This window comes from Streptomyces sp. TLI_053 (assembly GCF_900105395.1).
Lineage (GTDB): Bacteria > Actinomycetota > Actinomycetes > Streptomycetales > Streptomycetaceae > Kitasatospora.
The window spans coordinates 8059404-8074639 of sequence record NZ_LT629775.1; the positions used below are offsets into that span (position 1 = coordinate 8059404).

Below are 15236 nucleotides of genomic sequence, written 5' to 3' on the forward strand. Positions count from 1 at the left end.
CGCGGCCGTACCGGGCTACGGGCAGAGACGGCCGGGGCGGCACTCGGGCTCGGGGTTGAGCGGCGGGTAGTTGGACCACCACAGGGGCCTGCTGCCCGAGTACACGACCAGGTTGCCGCCGTTCTGGATGGCGAGGTAGGCGCCGGGGTGGTTGCCCGTGCGGCTCTCCCACAGCGGACGCCAGGCGGCGTCGTAGGCGGTGAGGTTGCCGTCGTTCTGGACGTAGAAGTAGGAGCCTACGCCGTAGGTGCCGACGGCCGTCCAGATGGCGACACCGTTCTTGTACAGCACCACATGGCCGTCGTACTGCTGGTACAGCACGGTGCTGCCGTCCGGTGAGGACCAGCTCTGGCCCCGGCTCAGGCCGGCGGTGGCCAGGATGACGGTCTGGTCGGCGCTCGACGCGGCGGCTGCGGAGACGGCGGTGGCGGCGGGGCCGCCCGCGGCAGGGGCGCCACCGGCGGCCTGGGCGGTCCCGCCCAGCAGGCCGGCGGCCATCAGCAGGGCACCGGCCGCGACACCGGCGCGGGGGACGAGGGATCTTGTGATTCTCATGACGGACACACTCCCGAAGTCGTATCTGCCTGGGTGCGGTCAGTGTCACCGTGCCCGCCGCGCCCGGGCAAAGCCCTTCGACGTCCGTCGAATCCGGGCGACACGGGGGGTCGGGCGGGTCCCGGGCCGGGGCTCAGTGCGGACGCAGCCCGGTGAACACCACGTCGAGGACACGCCCGTGCGCGGCCGGGTCGGGGCCGAGCTGCTCCAGGGTGGCCCCGGTACCGACGAGCAGGGCGACCAGTTCGGGCAGGGTCAGGTCCGCGCGCACGGCCCCGGCCCGCTGGGCGCGGTCCAGCAGTTCGGCCAGCCGGGCGCGGACGACGGCGGACGACGCGCGCAGCGAGGAGTGCACGTCGATGCCGGCCGCGGCGAGGGCCTGGGCGAACTCGTTCTTCCCGGCGGTCTGTTCGACGATCAGCCGGAAGCAGCCGAAGAAGGCTTCGGCGGGTTCGGCCCCGGCGGCGAGTTCGGCGGTCCCTTCCGCGATCGTCTCCAGCCGGCGCACCATCACCGCCTCCAGCAGGGCCTCCTTGGTGGGGAAGTGCCGGAAGAGCGTGCCGACGCCGACCCCGGCGGCGCGGGCGATCTCCTCCGTCGGCACACCGACGCCACGGGTGGTGAACACCTCGGTGGCGGCGTCCAGCAACTTGGCCCGGTTGCGCGCCGCGTCCGCCCGGAGCGGGCGCTCCTGTGTGCCGCTCATCCTCTCAACTCCCTTTCGTCCGAAGGCGGGAACGCCGGACGGCCGACCCTGGACAACCGGACTGCACAGTCCGTATCGTCTTACCGGAGTCGCTGGTCCGGTTCTGGCGGCCGCATTCACGTCCTTGTCGCTCCGGGGGTTGATCATGTCCGAAACGCGGTCACCGCGCGAGACCTTCCACGCACTGCTCGACGGCATCACGGCCGGACGCTTCACCGAGCTCGGCGCACTGTACGCCGAGGACACCGTGGTCGAGACGGTCTTCGAGCCCGGCGGACCGGGCCGGTTCGAGGGGCGGAAGGTGCTCGCCGAGCGGTTCGCCCAGGTCGGGGGGCACTCCCCGCTGGAACTGAGCCACCACAACGTGGTGGTCCGCGAGACCGACGACCCCGAGGTGATCGTCGCGGAATGGGACTACCTGGTGCGCCACCGCACCACCGGGCGGAGCCGCACCGCCGCCAACATCCAGGTGCTGCGGGTGCGGGACGGACTCATCGTGCACAGCCGCGACTTCCACGACCACCTGGCGCTCGCCGTGCTCACCGGCACCCTGCCACAGCTGGTCGAGGCACTGGAAGCGGAGTAGTCGCCCCTGCGGTCAGTCCCGGAGCACCCGGCGCAGCCAGCGCAGCCGTGCGTCCAGGGCGTCGCGGCTGACCGCGGCCCGCGGGGCGTAGGTGTCGAAACCGTGGCACGCGCCCGGCCAGACATGCAGCTCGGCGTCGCCGCCGGCCCGCCAGATCCCGTCCGCGTACGCCACCGCCTCGTCCCGGAAGGTCTCGGCCGAGCCGACCTCGACATAGGCCGGCGGCAGCCCCGCCAGGTCCGTGGCCCGCGCGGGCGCCGCGTAGGGCGGCAGGTCGGCGGCGCCGTAACGCTCACCCAGCACGGCCCGCCAGGCGGTCGCGTTGGAGGTCCGGTCCCAGGTGTCGTGGCCGGCCAGCTGACGGGTGGAGAAGGTGCGGTCCCGGTCGTCCAGCATCGGGCTCAGCAACAGCTGGCCGGCCGGGACCGGACCGCCCCGGTCCCGGACCAGCAGGGCGAGCGCCGCCGCCAGACCGCCGCCCGCGCTCTTGCCGCCGAGCACGATCCGCCCGGGGTCCGCGCCCAGCTCCGCCGCGCGTCCGGCCACCGCGAGCAGCCCGGCGTAGCAGTCCTCCAGCGCCGCCGGGTACGGCGCCGCAGGAGCCAGCCGGTACTCCGCCGAGACCACGACCAGCCCCAGCGGCTCCGCCACCTCGCGCAGCAGCCGCGGCAGCACCGACCGGGCGTTCCCCATCACCATGCCCCCGCCGTGCAGGTAGTAGAGGAGCGGCAGCGGTCCGACCGCCCCGGCGGGCCGGGCGCTCACCAACCGCACCTCCGGTCCGTCGCCGGGCCCTTCCGCCGTCAGCTCGGCCACCTCGAAACGGCCGCCGTCCCGCAGCTCCGCCAGCCCGGGCCTCGGGCGCACCGCCGCGTCCCGGGCCTGCCGGGCGGCGAGGTTCCCCGGCGTCAGCGGCTCCCCGGGCCGCACCCCGGCGGCCCGCACCTCCGCGTCCACCGCCGGCGGGACCGCCCGCCCGTCGTCGCCGTCACCGCTCACGACCCACCCCCGTCCGACCGGGGTGGGCGACCGGCCGGCCACCCACCCCACGTCACCTCACGTCACCTCACGGCACCTCTCCGAGGCTACTTGCCGGGCGGGATGTCGTAGACGTGATCGGGCGTCACGATGCTGGTGACCGCCTTGCCGACCAGCGTGCTGGGCTCCGAGTTCTGCGCGGTGATGTCGGTGTTCAGCATCAGCACCAGGGTCGCGCACTCCTCCGGCAGGTAGATCGTCAGGCTCTCGTAGCCGGGCAGCGAGCCGTTGTGGCCGATCCAGCCGCCGATGTTGAAGATCCCGAGCCCGTAGTCGGCGCCGGGGATCCCGGTCGGCAGCATCTTCAGCCGCTCCGCCTGGGTGGCGGGGGAGAGCAGGGTGCCGGTGGCGGCGTCCTTGGCCCAGTGCTTCAGATCGCGCAGGTCGGACACCATCGCGCCCGCCGACCAGGCCCAGGACGGGTTCCAGTGGGTGGAGTCGGCGACCTCCCCGGACAGCGTCTGGTCGGTGTAGCCGTGCGCGTACGGCGACGGCAGCGCGGTGCCCTCCGGGTAAAGGGTGTGATCCAGACCGCTCGGCCCGGTGATCCGCTCCCTGACGAACTGCTCGATGCTCCGCCCGCTCAGCTTCTCCACCAGCAGGCCGAGCAGGACGTAGTTGCTGTTGGAGTACTGGTACTGGGTGCCCGGCGGGAACATGTTGTCGTGCTTGTACCCGTACGCGAGCAGTTCCTGCGGAGTGAAGACGCGCTGCGGGTCGCCCAGGAAGTCGTTCGCGAAGTCCTGGTCCGCGCTGTACGGGAACAGCCCGCTGCGCATCTCCAGCAGCTCGCGCACGGTGATGATCTCCCCGCACGGCACGCCGTCCAGATAGGCGGAGATCGGCTCGTCCAGGCCGACCAGCCCCTCGTCCACCAACTGCAGCACGGCGGTGGCGGTGAAGGTCTTGGTCTCGCTGCCGATCCGCTGGTTCAGCCGGTCCGTCATCGGCTCGCCGGTCACCTTGTCGGCCACCCCGAAGGCGCGCACGTAGCGCCCCCGCCCCGGCAGCCACAGCCCGACCTGCACCCCGGGAATGCCCGCCTCCCGCATCACCCGCTGCACGGCCTCGTCCAGCCGGGCCCGCAGCTCCGGACTCAGCTCCCGCGCCTCCTCGTCCTCCGCACCGCCGAACACGGCGGGCACGGCGGCGGCCGCGAGCGTGGGCGCCCCGGCCGCCGTCAGCGGCAGCAGCCCGGTTACGGCGAGCGCGGCGACGAGGAGCGTACGGACCGGCGAACGTCTTCTCATGATCAGGGGCCTCTCTTCGGCTGGGGGACTCCGCCACCGACCACGGCGACGAACCCCGGCCAACTACCCCGTTCACCTGTGCGAACCACCGAAAATGCTGCCGATCCACTCGAACGGCGGAGAACGGCGCCCTGGAAGGTCCACCGGTCGCAGTGCCCGATTGTTCGTCAAAAGTGGAAAGCTCTGCCGAGGGGAGCCCCAAGGGCGGAATACTGGGCGTCAGATCGTCTGAAGCTGAACGTACCCGGGTCGGCACAGGAGGTTCGGATGGCACTACGGTTCGTTGCGAAGGACGAGAAATCGGGGGATCACGGCTCTCCCACTGTGTGGGTCGACCCGGAGACCAGGGACTTCGTCATCCAGGGTTGGAAGATCGACGAGGCAACGACGGCGGATTGCTTGGCCGACGGCCCGATCCCGGACCATGAGACCGTGGTCCGCCTCCCTGCTCGCATGGCCATGGCACTCAGGGAGGCGTTGGATGTCGCAGAGCTTGAACAGCTTCGCTGACCTGTTGAGATCGGCGCGGAAGTCGGCAGTTCACCTCGAACTGCGCGATGTCTACGCGATCGACAACGAGGACGAAGGCTTCCGGGCATGGAGGTCCGGTCTCCGACTCGACCCGGCTGACCGCGTGTCGTGGTGGCGGCCGTGGCTCGACCTCGTCCAGGAGGTGACTGCCAATGGTGTCCGTGTGAAGAGAGCCAGGATCGTCTCGGAGCCAGCCAGCGAGTACATCCGTTACGAGCACTCGTTCACGTTCACCAATGTGGCCGGCGGCGAAGAGGTGAGGTGGCTTCCCCGTCGCGCGGCCTCCGATCTTCTGCTCCCCGTCAATGACTACTGGCTGTTCGACGGCAGCGTCGTCCAGTTCAACATCTTCGACGGTGACGGCCGATGGGTGCACACGGATCAGAGCGACGATCCCGCGCTGGCCCGGAGCTGTGCCGCGGCTTTCGATGCCGTGTGGGAGCGGGCTGTCCCTCACGAGGCTTTCAGCTTCGCCGAGTAGTCGCGGCGGCCGACCGGTTCATGTCCTTCTCTCCTCTCTCCAGTGCCCAGGCGGCACGGAAGGCGCTCGCCGATCAGCTCGACCGGATCCGGCGGGACGCCGGGCTTTCAGGGCTTGAACTGGCCGTGCGGTGTGGCTGGCACAAGTCCAAGTCGTCCCGCATCGCCCGCGGTCTGACAGTCCCTTCCGACAGTGACATCCGTGCCTGGTGCACGGCCTGCGGTGCTTCGGAGAAGGCAGCGGATCTGATCGCGGCGTCACGCACCGCCGAGTCGATGTACACGCAGTGGCGGGACATCCACCGTGACGGCATGAGGCGGGTGCATCAGAAGACGCTTCCGCTCTATCAGCGGACACGGAAGTTCAAGGTGTACGCCTCCAACGTCATGCCGGGGATGACGCAGACCGCCCCGTACGCCTCCGGGCTTCTCCGCTCGATCACGTCCTTCCAGGGGACTCCGGACGACGTGGAGGACGCCGTCGAGGCCCGGCTGGCGCGATCCCGTGTACTGCACGACGCCGGTCGCCAGTTCGCCTTGATCCTGGAGGAGGCCGTGCTCTACTACGGCGTCTGCGGCGACGGAGCACTCGCTGGTCAACTCGACCATCTGCTCGGGATCTCCTCCCTGTCGAACGTCTCCGTCGGGGTCATCCCGTGCCGGGCTCGCCGGACCGTCTGGCCGCTCGAAGCGTTCTACGTATTCGACGAGAGCCTCGTGGCAGTCGAGACACTGACGGCGGAGATCAACATCACGGCTCCCGGCGAGATCGGTACCTACCTCCGCGCCTTCGCCGAACTGGCCAGGATCGCCGTTCACGGGGCCGAGGCCCGGAGCCGGATCGCCAAGGCCCGCAGCGCTCTCGGGTGAACCCGTGCAACCGAGTGAAACTTACTGGCACCGTCTGTAGTCGTTTCCCTACCGTCTATCACGAACCCCCCCAACGCTACGGCGAAGGAGGGCAGACCGGTGGCGGGACAACATGACGGAGGCACAGTGGGCAAGGCGATGTTCGGCGGCAAGCACGGCGGTGGCACCGGTCCCGGTGACGGCGGCAAGCAGCAGGACGACAGCAACAAGGGCTCCGGCCACGGCGGTGGCGGATCGGACGAGGGCGGCAACACCTCCGACGGCTCGGGCCCGGCGGGCGGCAAGTGACCGGCGGGACGCGCCAGGAGGCGGGCCCCCAGGGGCTCGCCTCCGCGCTGGTGGCCGGCGGTGCGCTCACCCCGGACTGGCTGCCCTCGTTCAGGGCCGTGCCCCGCGAGCTGTTCGTCCCGGACCGCATCTGGCCCGGCATCGCGGACGGCACCCGGCAGAGCCCCGTCGTGGACCGGTCGCAGGACCCCGGGGCGTGGCGCGCGGCGGTCTACTCGGACATCCCGCTGACGACCCAGTGGGACGACGGAGAGCACGAGGGCGACGGTCTCGGTACCACCCCGAGTTCGTCGAACTCGTTGCCCGCCATGGTGTTCTCGATGCTCCAGGACCTGGCGGTCCGTCCTGGGGACAGGGTGCTCGAAATCGGGTCCGGAACCGGGTGGAACGCGGGCCTGCTGGCCCACCGGCTCGGCGGCACCAACGTGGTGAGCGTCGAGTACGACCCGGAGGTGGCGCGCGGGGCGCGGGACAACCTGGGCCGGGCCGGGCTGGATCCGATCACGGTCGAGGGGGACGGCCGGGCGGGCTTCGGGCCGGGCGCTCCGTACGACCGGATCATTGCCACCTGCTCCGTGCTGGAGATCCCTCCGGCCTGGCTGGAGCAGACGGCTCCGGGCGGGCTGATCGTCGCCCCGTTCGGCACCGAGTACGGCGGCGAGCACATCGTCCGCCTGACCGTCGACGACGGCGGCACGAGTGCGAGCGGGCGGTTCACCCGAAGCTCGGCGTTCATGAGGCTGCGGCAGCAGCGCACCGACCGCCCTCTGGTCGAGGCCTACCTCCACGGGAAGCCCTGGCCGGCCGACGGCGAGAAGAGCACCACGACACTGTCGCCGAGGGACACGGGCGGATGGCTGGACCAGTTCGTCATCGGGCTGGGCGTGCCCGGCACGTTCTGGCGGGCCGAACGTTACGACGACGGCTCGTACACGCTGTGGCTGTACAGCAGGGACACCCTTTCGTGGGCCACTGCGGACCACGAGCCCGACCGCAGCGAGTACGAGGTGGTCCAGTCCGGCCCCCGCAACCTCTGGGAGGAGGTGACGGCTGTGTACCGGTGGTGGTCCTCGCAGGGCCACCCGGGCCACGAGCGGTTCGGCCTCACCGTCACCCCGGAGGGCCACACCGCCTGGCTGGACTCCCCGGGCAACCCGGTGCCCCTTCGGCGCTGAGGCACCCGACCGGCGAGCACACCGGGTTGCGTGACCGGACCGACGAGTTGTCATGCCATGCCGAGCAGAACCGGACGACGGAGGGTCACATGCTCGGGCACCTCATCACACACGACGACGACCTGAGAATGGTCCCCACCGATCATCCGGAGTTGACCGCCGCGGTCGTTCGACTCCACGAAGAACTTCGGAGCCTGCCCGACGGAGCGAACCCCGGCCGCAGGCGCCTCCTGGCCAGATGGATCGGCATCGGCCGGATGTGCCTGGGGCACCACGGCGAGGCCCGCACCTTCCTCCAGCAGGCGCTGGACCTGGCGGCAACCCTCGGCAACACTCAGGCCGTCGTCGCCACCGGGCTCAACCTGGCGGACGCACACCGCTACGCCGGTGACGTGCATGGAGCGGACGCCCTCTACCGCACCGCCCTGGGCACTGCGCGGAGCCAGTGCCCGGGACTCGTCGACTTCGCCCTCCAGCACACCGGCAAGCACCTCATGGAACGCGGCGACCTCGCCGCCGCCCGGACCCATCTGCAGGAGGCCCTGCGGCTGCGGATCGCCAAGGGGGACACCGAACTGGTCGGGTCCACCCAGGAGGCACTCGACCGGGTCGAGCTGTTGCTCGACCGGGCCGCGCACACGGTCACCAGCCTCTCACCGGACCCTTTCCCGCCGGGGCGCCCGGCTGAGCCGGGCGCCCCGTGTCGACCCTCGATCCCCGGCCCCGGCGGCGGTCGGTGAAGCATCCCTTGCGAATGGAAGGCAGTACGAGAATGGGCGAGTTCCCTCCCGATGCCGCAGCGGCACTGACGGCTGCGGAGGCCGCCTGCGGGCCGGTCGAACTGGAGGAGATCAGCGACCGCCGGGGGTCGGCGGTGTGGAGGGCCAGTGGCCCGCGCGGGGTGGTGGGCATCAAGCTCGGTACCGGCGAGGCCGCCGAGGTCACCGCCCGCGAAGCCTCCGTGCTGGACCGGCTCCCCGGGTACACCGTCACGGTCGGCCGCTTCGACGGCGGGGTCTGGTTCGTCACCCCTTGGCTGGCCGGGCCGTCCACGTGGGACGTCTTCCGGCCGGTGCGGAAGGGGGAGGGCCGGAGGGACGACGCCCTCGCCGCCGCGGTCGCCCTGTGCCGTGCGGTGGCCGAGCTGCACGCCGACGGGTGGGTGCACGGGGACCTCCAGCCCCAGCACGGCATCCACACCGACGACGGCGTCCGGCTCCTGGACTTCGCCTGGTCCCGGCAGCTCGGCAGCACCCCGTGGCGGACGTTCGACGGCACGATGATCCACCTCACCGCACCCGAACTGGCCGCCCGGATCGTCGACGGTCCCCAGCCCGTCGGGACCACGCAGACCGCCGATGTCCACGCCCTCGCCGGGACCCTGTGGACCTGCGTCACCGGCCGCTGGCCGCTGGACTACGAGGCCGCCGGGCTCGTCGGCGACGGCCCGGTGGAGGAGAAGCGCAGGGCCATCGCCCGCCGCGCCGTCCCGCTGACGACCGCGCTGCCCTGGCCGTCGCTCCAGGCCCGCCTGCGGTACGTCCTGCTGGCCGACCCCGACGACCGGCCGACCGCCGCCGAGCTGACGGAACTCGTACGGGCGGCGGACGCGTGATCGAGCTGCGGGAGCTGGTCCCCGGCGACGCCGACGCCCTGCTGCGCATCTACACCGTGGAGGCGACGAAGTACTTGGGCAGAGCCCCGATGGACGCCGCCGAAGCCCGGTTCTGCGCCCGTACCTCCGCGGTGGCCGGCCCGCGCACGCTGTACACCCTCGGGCTGGTCGCGGCCGACGACCTCCTCGGGGTCGTCAAGCTCGACCTCGACCGGCCGGTCGCCGCCGTCAGCTACGTCCTGCGGCCGGATGCCTGGGGGTGTGGGTATGCAACGGAGGGGGTCCGGCGGCTGCTGGCGCTCGCCTTCGGCCACCTCGGGCTGCCGGAGGTCGGGGCCAGGCACCACCCGGACAATCCCGCCTCCGGCCGCGTGCTCGTCAAGGCCGGATTCACGCCCACCGGCGAGCACGGCGGGCTCATCGGTTACGCGATGCGGCCGCCCAGTCCGCGAGGGTGGTGAAGTCGTCGGCGGTCAGGCCCACCTTGGGGTCGATGCGGAGCAGCAGGGCCGGGCCGGGGTGGTGGGCGGCGACCCAGGTGCGGTCGGCGTCCGTGATCTCGTCGTCCACCCAGGCGAACGGGCGGCCGCCGGTCCAGGCCACGACGGTGGGGGTCTTCCAGAACACCCCGCCGTCCGGCTGCGGCCGGGGGTCGGGCCAGGTGATGACGGGGAGTTCGGGCAGGCCGAGCAGCGGGGCGACGAAATCGTTGGCCTCCGCTTCCCACGTGGTCGCCCAGACGAGGTCGAAGGGCAGCGCGGCGAGGGCCGGGCCGTGGTCCGGTCGGAGCCAGACCCGCAGCGGTTTCACCGGCTTGTCGGGCAGGCCGTACGCGCGCAGGCGGGCGCGTTCGGCGGTGTGCCAACGAGGGGTCAGGAGGCGGTGGGTCCCGTAGCCCGCGGGGCGCCGGGACGGCTTCGCCGCGTACGGGTTGAGCGGGCCGTCGACGTCGAGCAGGAGCAGGGGTTGCACCGGTTCACCTCCGGGGACGGTCCCCGCACCGTAGCGTGTGGGCTGCGTGCGGGGCATCTGGATTCGTGGGGAGGACCGGGTGGTGGGGGACGAGGTCGAGGGGCTGGTCGGCCGCGGGCGGCGGCTGCTGGACGAGCACGACGCCGCGGCCGATCCGCGCCGGGCCGCGATGGCGCTGTCCGGCGCGCTGACGGCGTTCACGGCGGCGCGCACGCTGCTGGAGGACGCGGGGCCGGCCGCGCCGGGCGGGGCGCTCGCGGAGGTGCGGTGCCTGCTCGGGCTGACGCTCGCCGTCCGCTACTGGAACGGTGTCGAGCGGCCGGAGTTCGCCGAGGACGAGGACGTCCGCGCCGCCGTGTGGGCGGAACGTGCCGACGCCGCAGGGCTGTTGACGCTCGCCCTGGCCGTCTTCGACCCGGCCGCGCCGGAGCGGGCGGTGGCCGCGGGGAAGCTCGGGCTGCTGCTGTACGCGCGCTCCGGGGACGGCGAGGAGGACGAGCGGGCCCGCCCGGAGGACCTCGACCGGGCGGTGGAGTCGCTGCGCCTCGCCTGCCCCGTACCGGTGCCGCTCGGACCCTGGCGACTGCTCGGCCCCGTCGGACCGGAGCACCTGCGGGACGCGCCGCACCCGTTCGACGCGCCGGACCCGTTCGACGCGCCGCACCCGTTCGACGCGCCGGACCCGTACGACGAGCAGGACCCCGGCCTCCTGCTGGCGCTCGGCTGCGCCCTCGCCGACCGCCACGACCGCGACGGCGCCCCCGCCGACCGCGCCGCGGCCGACGCCGTCCTGACCGGCCTGCTGGACCGGCTCCGCCCGCAGCCGTGGCACGAACCGGGCACCGCCCCGCCGCGCCCCCACCCGGAGGCCGATCCGGGACCGGCCGAACTCGCCGAACAGGTCGAACTGCTCGCCCGCGAACGCCTCGTCCGGCTGCTGCTCGGCCCGGAGGAGGACGGCGGCGGGGACCTCGGGACGGTCGACCGCGCCCTCGCCCAGCTGGAGACGATCGCCGCCACCACCGCGCCCGACGCGCCCGCCCGGCTGTGGGCCGGCCTGGTCCTGGTGGACCAGTACGTCGCCCGCGGCGGCGGCACCGCCCGCCCCGAGGACGCCGCCCACCGCCTCGCCCGGCTGCGCGACCTGCGCCGGCTGCTCCCGCCGGGGCACCCGGACGGCGGCACCGTGCGCTGGGTGCTCGGCAGCACGCTCGGCGGCCTCGCCCGGCTCGACCGCTACCTGCTGACCGCCGAGGCCCGGGAGGCGGTCGAGGTGCTGCGCGAGGGCCTCGACGGGATGGCCGGGGACGACCCGGTGCGGCCCGCCTCGCACGCGGTGCTCGGCACCATGGTCAACGCGCTGTGCGAGCAGGAACCGGAGTCCTACCACCTGGAGGAGGCGCTGCACCACCTCGAACGCGCCGTCCGCACCATGGCGGAGGAGGACCACGGCGTCCGCCGCAGCGACGTCCTCCAGCAGCTCGCCCACGCCTCCATCGCCCGGGACGAGTTCTCCACCGACCGGGCCGCGCTGGACCGGGTGATCGGCCTGCTCGACGACGCCCGGGCCCGGCCCTCCGGCACCCTGTGGTCGGAGCAGCACCTGGACGGCTCGCTGGCGGCCGTGATGAGCAAACGGTTCGCGTTCACCAACGCCGCCGCCGACCTGGACGCGGCGATCCGGCACGAACGGGCCGCGTTCCGCCGGGCCGCGCCGGACGACGTCAACCGCGTCGTCCACCTCGAGAACCTCTCCGTCAGCCTCTACCGGCGCTACCTCCTCGGCGGCGACCACCAGGACCTCGAGGCCTCCCGCCGCTACACCGACGAAGTGGTGGCCTTCCTCGCCGGCAGCGACCACCCGGGCGTCGGGCGGCTGCTCGGCGCACAGCGTCCGATGCTCGAACGGACCCGGCTGATGCTGGAGTTCCAGGCCGCCCTGCTGGTCCGGGACGTCGAGGCGATGGGGCGGGTGGTGGCCGCGCTGGAACCGCTGGTCGCGGCGGTTCCGGAGGACGACCCGCTCCGGCTGCTGGCCCGCGGCGACCTCGGCGCGGTGATGTTCATGCACGCGGTGCACACGGGGTCGGACCGGCTGCCGGAAGCGCTCGGACTGATGGCGGAGGCGGCGAACGGGACGCCGCCCGGGCACCTGTACAAGGCCGTGCTGACGATGCGGGCCGCCGGAGCGCTCGTCATGATCGCCGTGCAGCGGCCGTTCAACGAGCACCGGGCCGAGGCCGCGCTCCGCCTTCTCGACGCCTTCCTCGCCGAGACCGACCCGACCGGGCTGGAGGGCTCCCGGGCCCTGCTGCTGCGGGCGGTCCTGCTGCTGGAGCGCTACCGCCACGCGCGCCGGCCCGCCGACGCGGCCGGGGCGCTGGCCGCCGCCGGGGCCGTGCGCGAGCGGATGCGGCTCGGGACGCCGACCCTGCTGCTGGCCAAGGTGAGCGGGATCGTCGCGGCCGTCCACCGGGCCCGGCTCGGGGCGGAGGACCGCCGGCTCGGCCGCGAGCTCGGGCTGGCCGGGCTGCGCGAGCTCGCCGCCGCCACCCTGATCCAGGCGTCGGCCGAACCGGCCCTGGTGCTGGCCCGGGCCGCCGCCTTCGAGGCGCTGACCGTCGCCGGGTGGTGCGTCGAGGACCTGGAGCAGGAGGCGGGGCAGGCCGCCGCCGGTGCGTCCGTCCCCGGTGACGAGCCCTTCCTGCGGACCGCCGTCGAAGTGCTGGAGCTCGGCCGCGGCCTGGTGCTGCAAGCCTCCACCGCCACCACCGACGTCCCCGACCTGCTGCGGACCGCCGGGCACCACGACCTCGCCGACGCCTGGCTGGGCCCCGGCCCGGGCACGGGCGCGGAGGACGGCGCAGCGGGCGGTACAGCGGGCGGTACAGCGAACGGCGCGGAGGACCCCTACGCCTTCGACGCGCTGCTCGACCTGCCCGGCACCCTGCTCGCGAACCTCCCCGGCGGCGCCGACATCCCGATGCCCGACGACCTGCGCCGCCGCGCGCTCACCGCCCTCGCCGCCGCCCCGGCCGGCCCGGCGCTGGTGTCCGTGCCCCCGGTCGAGGAGATCGCCCGCAGCCTGCGCGCGGCCGACGCGGACGCCCTGGTCTACCTGCTGCCGCCCGCCGACGGACGCAGCGGCCAGGCCCTGCTGGTCACCGCAGGCGAGGAGGGCGGCGCCGTCGACCGGCTGCCGCTCACCCTGGTCAGCACCGCCGCGCTCGACCTGCTGCACGCCTACCGGCGGGCGCACCGCGAACGCCAGGCCACCCTGGACGCCCTGCCGTCCCGTCACCCGGAGCGGATCGCCGCCCGGCGGCGCTGGCAGGGCACCCTCCGCGAACTCTGCGACTGGGCCGGCACCGCCGTGATGCGCCCGCTGCTGCGCCACCCGGCCCTGCGGTCGGCCGCCGCCCGGCGCGCGCCCGGTGCGCCGCCCCGGCTGGTGCTGGTGCCGTACGGCGCCCTGGGCGGCGTGCCCTGGCACGCGGGGCTGCTCAGCAGCGGGCTGCGCGACGGCGGCCGGCCGGTGCGGGTCGTGGAACGGGCGGTGGTCTCCTACGCCGCCTCCGCCCGGCAGTTCTGCGAGGTGGTCCGGCGGCCCCGGCTGCCGCTCGCCGAACGGCCGGTGGTCGTCGGCGACCCCACCCGGGACCTGATGTTCGCCGAGGTCGAGGCCGAGTACCTGCACGCCGACCACTACCCGCACGGCACCCTGCTCGGTTACGTCGAGGACGCCGAGGGGGCGGGCACCCCGGCCGAGGTGCTGGCCGCGCTTCCGGCGCCCGGACGGGCCGGGGCGTCCGTGCTCCATCTGGCCTGCCACGCGCTGCCGTCCGGGCGCTCGCCGCTCGATGCCTGCCTCGCCCTCGCCCCCGACCCGGGCGCCGGGGACCGGCACGGCCGACTGCCGGTCGGCGACATCCTGCGCCAGGCGCTGGGCCGCCCGCCCGGCTCCCCGGGCGGACTGGTCGTGCTGGACGCCTGCGTCAGCGACCACACCGGCGAGGACCTCGACGAGGCGCTGACCCTCTCCAGCGCCTTCCTCGCCGCCGGGGCGACGGGCGCGATCGGCTCGCGCTGGGAGGTTTCCGACGAGATGGTCTGCGTGCTGATGTACGTCCTGCACGGCCGCCTCGCCGCCGGGGACCCGCCCGCCGAGGCCCTGCGCCGCGCCCAGCTGTGGGCCCTCGACCCCGACCGCCGCCTGCCCCCGCAGGCCCCGCCCGAACTCCACTCGCTGGCCGGCCGCGCCCCGGACGCCCTGGAGGTGTGGGCGGCCTTCTCCTACCAGGGCTACTGAACGGATCGGGGCGGACCGGGCCGAACCCGCCCTGCGGGAGCGCGAGTTCCTCGCGGGCCTCGGTGATCCGGTTCGGCACGCCGTGCGCCTCGGCGGCCCCGTGCGCCTCGGCGGCCCCGGCCGGTTCGGCGGCCTCGGCGAGGACGGCGGCGGACGGCGGCCTCGGTGAGGACGACGGCGGCCGCGTCGCCCCGGAGCACCTGGTGGAACAGACCGGTCCGGAGCGGCGCCTCGCCCTCGCCCCGCACGTCGCCGAGCTCCCGGTGGAGCGCGGCGGCCCGGTCGCGGCTCCGAAGCCTCGCCGCTCCCGTGCGGAACCGCCGGTCGGGGTCCGTGCGTGATCGGGGGTGTCCCGGTACTTCCCGTCCCCGCACACGCTTGGAGTCCCATGACCGACTACCGGACCGTCGGCCTCGTCCATCTGTTCATCGCGGCCCTCTCGGTCCTCGTCCCGTTGGCCGGCGCCGTGGTGGCGGGTACGTTCCTCCGCCGCCGGGGGCGCAACGCCCGGCTGGCGATGATCGGCTGTCTGGTGACGGCCCCGGGGCCGGTCGTCCTCGTTCTGGGGACGGGCTTCGGCCTCGACACCGTGTTCGCCGGTGCGGATCCGCTGGTGGCGCTGACCGTCGTCTCGGGGATCGCGACCCTGTTCCACCTGGCCGGTTTCGTCCTGATCCTGGCCGGGGCCCTTGGTGCTCCCGCCGCGCCCGCCGCGCTCCAGGCTCCCTATCCCTACGCGGCCCCGTTCCACGTCTACCCCACCGATGCGCCCCCGGGGCCCCAGGGGCACTGACCCGGGGGGAGAGGGGAGACGTGCCGGTGCCCGCCCCGCGAACGCGGCGGGGCGGGCACCGGCACGCG

17 protein-coding genes are annotated in these 15236 nt (G+C 73.7%); 12 read left to right on the forward strand and 5 right to left on the reverse strand.

The genetic code is table 11. The features are described 5' to 3' along the window. Window positions 1–15 precede the first annotated feature (15 nt). Together BLU95_RS33600 and BLU95_RS33605 are read right to left on the reverse strand one after the other, a co-directional pair. Window positions 16–555, reverse strand: coding sequence for a hypothetical protein (locus BLU95_RS33600; RefSeq protein ID WP_159425094.1), 540 nt, complete (start codon window positions 553–555; stop codon window positions 16–18). A gap of 133 nt (window positions 556–688) precedes the next feature. Then, window positions 689–1261, reverse strand: a complete 573-nt coding sequence (locus BLU95_RS33605; protein WP_159425095.1) for a TetR/AcrR family transcriptional regulator — start codon at window positions 1259–1261, stop codon at window positions 689–691. Between the two features lie 145 nt (window positions 1262–1406). On the opposite strand from BLU95_RS33605, the gene BLU95_RS33610 reads away from it, so the two are divergent. Then, window positions 1407–1847, forward strand: coding sequence for a nuclear transport factor 2 family protein (locus tag BLU95_RS33610; RefSeq protein WP_093863297.1), 441 nt, complete (start codon window positions 1407–1409; stop codon window positions 1845–1847). Window positions 1848–1859: 12 nt separating this feature from the next. On the opposite strand, the gene BLU95_RS33615 is transcribed toward BLU95_RS33610, so the two are convergent. Further along, complete coding sequence (locus tag BLU95_RS33615; protein WP_502689874.1) at window positions 1860–2804, reverse strand: alpha/beta hydrolase fold domain-containing protein; 945 nt, start codon at window positions 2802–2804, stop codon at window positions 1860–1862. Between the two features lie 128 nt (window positions 2805–2932). Beyond that, window positions 2933–4135: a serine hydrolase domain-containing protein gene (locus BLU95_RS33620; protein WP_093863298.1), complete on the reverse strand. Its 1203-nt coding sequence runs from the start codon at window positions 4133–4135 to the stop codon at window positions 2933–2935. A 267-nt stretch (window positions 4136–4402) separates the two neighbouring features. Here BLU95_RS33620 and BLU95_RS33625 point away from each other — a divergent pair, with 267 nt between their 5' ends. From BLU95_RS33625 to BLU95_RS42610, 8 genes are all read left to right on the forward strand, one after another. After that, window positions 4403–4645 carry a hypothetical protein gene (locus tag BLU95_RS33625; RefSeq protein ID WP_093863299.1) on the forward strand — a complete coding sequence of 81 codons (243 nt, stop codon included), beginning with the start codon at window positions 4403–4405 and terminating at the stop codon, window positions 4643–4645. Next, window positions 4617–5147 (forward strand): DUF6879 family protein, encoded by a 531-nt coding sequence (locus tag BLU95_RS33630; protein ID WP_093863300.1) that lies wholly within the window; start codon window positions 4617–4619, stop codon window positions 5145–5147. The genes BLU95_RS33625 and BLU95_RS33630 overlap by 29 nt, the downstream gene beginning before the upstream one ends. A 20-nt stretch (window positions 5148–5167) precedes the next feature. Continuing rightward, complete coding sequence (locus BLU95_RS33635; protein WP_093863301.1) at window positions 5168–6016, forward strand: helix-turn-helix domain-containing protein; 849 nt, start codon at window positions 5168–5170, stop codon at window positions 6014–6016. Between the two features lie 99 nt (window positions 6017–6115). Further along, window positions 6116–6304 carry a hypothetical protein gene (locus BLU95_RS42595; RefSeq protein ID WP_159425096.1) on the forward strand — a complete coding sequence of 63 codons (189 nt, stop codon included), beginning with the start codon at window positions 6116–6118 and terminating at the stop codon, window positions 6302–6304. Further along, the gene (locus BLU95_RS33640; protein ID WP_173862185.1) at window positions 6301–7479 is read left to right on the forward strand and encodes a methyltransferase domain-containing protein; all 1179 of its coding nucleotides are present in this window, start codon (window positions 6301–6303) and stop codon (window positions 7477–7479) included. The genes BLU95_RS42595 and BLU95_RS33640 overlap by 4 nt, the downstream gene beginning before the upstream one ends. A gap of 89 nt (window positions 7480–7568) precedes the next feature. Beyond that, on the forward strand, window positions 7569–8219 hold the full coding sequence (locus tag BLU95_RS42600) for a tetratricopeptide repeat protein (protein ID WP_093863302.1): 651 nt from the start codon (window positions 7569–7571) through the stop codon (window positions 8217–8219). 32 nt (window positions 8220–8251) lie between these two features. Continuing rightward, window positions 8252–9094 carry a protein kinase domain-containing protein gene (locus BLU95_RS42605; RefSeq protein ID WP_093863303.1) on the forward strand — a complete coding sequence of 281 codons (843 nt, stop codon included), beginning with the start codon at window positions 8252–8254 and terminating at the stop codon, window positions 9092–9094. Then, entirely contained in the window at window positions 9091–9555 is a 465-nt protein-coding gene (locus BLU95_RS42610) for a GNAT family N-acetyltransferase (protein WP_159425097.1), read from the forward strand. The genes BLU95_RS42605 and BLU95_RS42610 overlap by 4 nt, the downstream gene beginning before the upstream one ends. Here the strand turns inward: BLU95_RS42610 and BLU95_RS33660 are convergent. Continuing rightward, entirely contained in the window at window positions 9512–10057 is a 546-nt protein-coding gene (locus BLU95_RS33660) for a hypothetical protein (protein ID WP_093865315.1), read from the reverse strand. The genes BLU95_RS42610 and BLU95_RS33660 overlap by 44 nt on opposite strands. Window positions 10058–10145: 88 nt before the next feature. On the opposite strand from BLU95_RS33660, the gene BLU95_RS33665 reads away from it, so the two are divergent. From BLU95_RS33665 to BLU95_RS33675, 3 genes are all read left to right on the forward strand, one after another. Next, window positions 10146–14375: a CHAT domain-containing protein gene (locus tag BLU95_RS33665; RefSeq protein WP_159425098.1), complete on the forward strand. Its 4230-nt coding sequence runs from the start codon at window positions 10146–10148 to the stop codon at window positions 14373–14375. Between the two features lie 62 nt (window positions 14376–14437). Beyond that, window positions 14438–14716, forward strand: coding sequence for a hypothetical protein (locus BLU95_RS33670; RefSeq protein ID WP_093863305.1), 279 nt, complete (start codon window positions 14438–14440; stop codon window positions 14714–14716). Between the two features lie 47 nt (window positions 14717–14763). After that, window positions 14764–15168, forward strand: coding sequence for a hypothetical protein (locus tag BLU95_RS33675; RefSeq protein ID WP_093863306.1), 405 nt, complete (start codon window positions 14764–14766; stop codon window positions 15166–15168). Window positions 15169–15236: the final 68 nt, after the last annotated feature.

What these genes read in the sequence shown, in the direction of transcription:
- BLU95_RS33630 (WP_093863300.1), top strand. Translation starts at nt 4,617, where the DNA reads ATGTCGCAGAGCTTGAACAGCTTCGCTGACCTGTTGAGATCGGCGCGG.
- BLU95_RS33605 (WP_159425095.1), bottom strand. Translation starts at nt 1,261, where the DNA reads ATGAGCGGCACACAGGAGCGCCCGCTCCGGGCGGACGCGGCGCGCAAC.
- BLU95_RS42605 (WP_093863303.1), top strand. Translation starts at nt 8,252, where the DNA reads ATGGGCGAGTTCCCTCCCGATGCCGCAGCGGCACTGACGGCTGCGGAG.
- BLU95_RS42600 (WP_093863302.1), top strand. Translation starts at nt 7,569, where the DNA reads ATGCTCGGGCACCTCATCACACACGACGACGACCTGAGAATGGTCCCC.
- BLU95_RS33620 (WP_093863298.1), bottom strand. Translation starts at nt 4,135, where the DNA reads ATGAGAAGACGTTCGCCGGTCCGTACGCTCCTCGTCGCCGCGCTCGCC.
- BLU95_RS33600 (WP_159425094.1), bottom strand. Translation starts at nt 555, where the DNA reads ATGAGAATCACAAGATCCCTCGTCCCCCGCGCCGGTGTCGCGGCCGGT.
- BLU95_RS33625 (WP_093863299.1), top strand. Translation starts at nt 4,403, where the DNA reads ATGGCACTACGGTTCGTTGCGAAGGACGAGAAATCGGGGGATCACGGC.
- BLU95_RS33675 (WP_093863306.1), top strand. Translation starts at nt 14,764, where the DNA reads ATGACCGACTACCGGACCGTCGGCCTCGTCCATCTGTTCATCGCGGCC.
- BLU95_RS33610 (WP_093863297.1), top strand. Translation starts at nt 1,407, where the DNA reads ATGTCCGAAACGCGGTCACCGCGCGAGACCTTCCACGCACTGCTCGAC.
- BLU95_RS33635 (WP_093863301.1), top strand. Translation starts at nt 5,168, where the DNA reads ATGTCCTTCTCTCCTCTCTCCAGTGCCCAGGCGGCACGGAAGGCGCTC.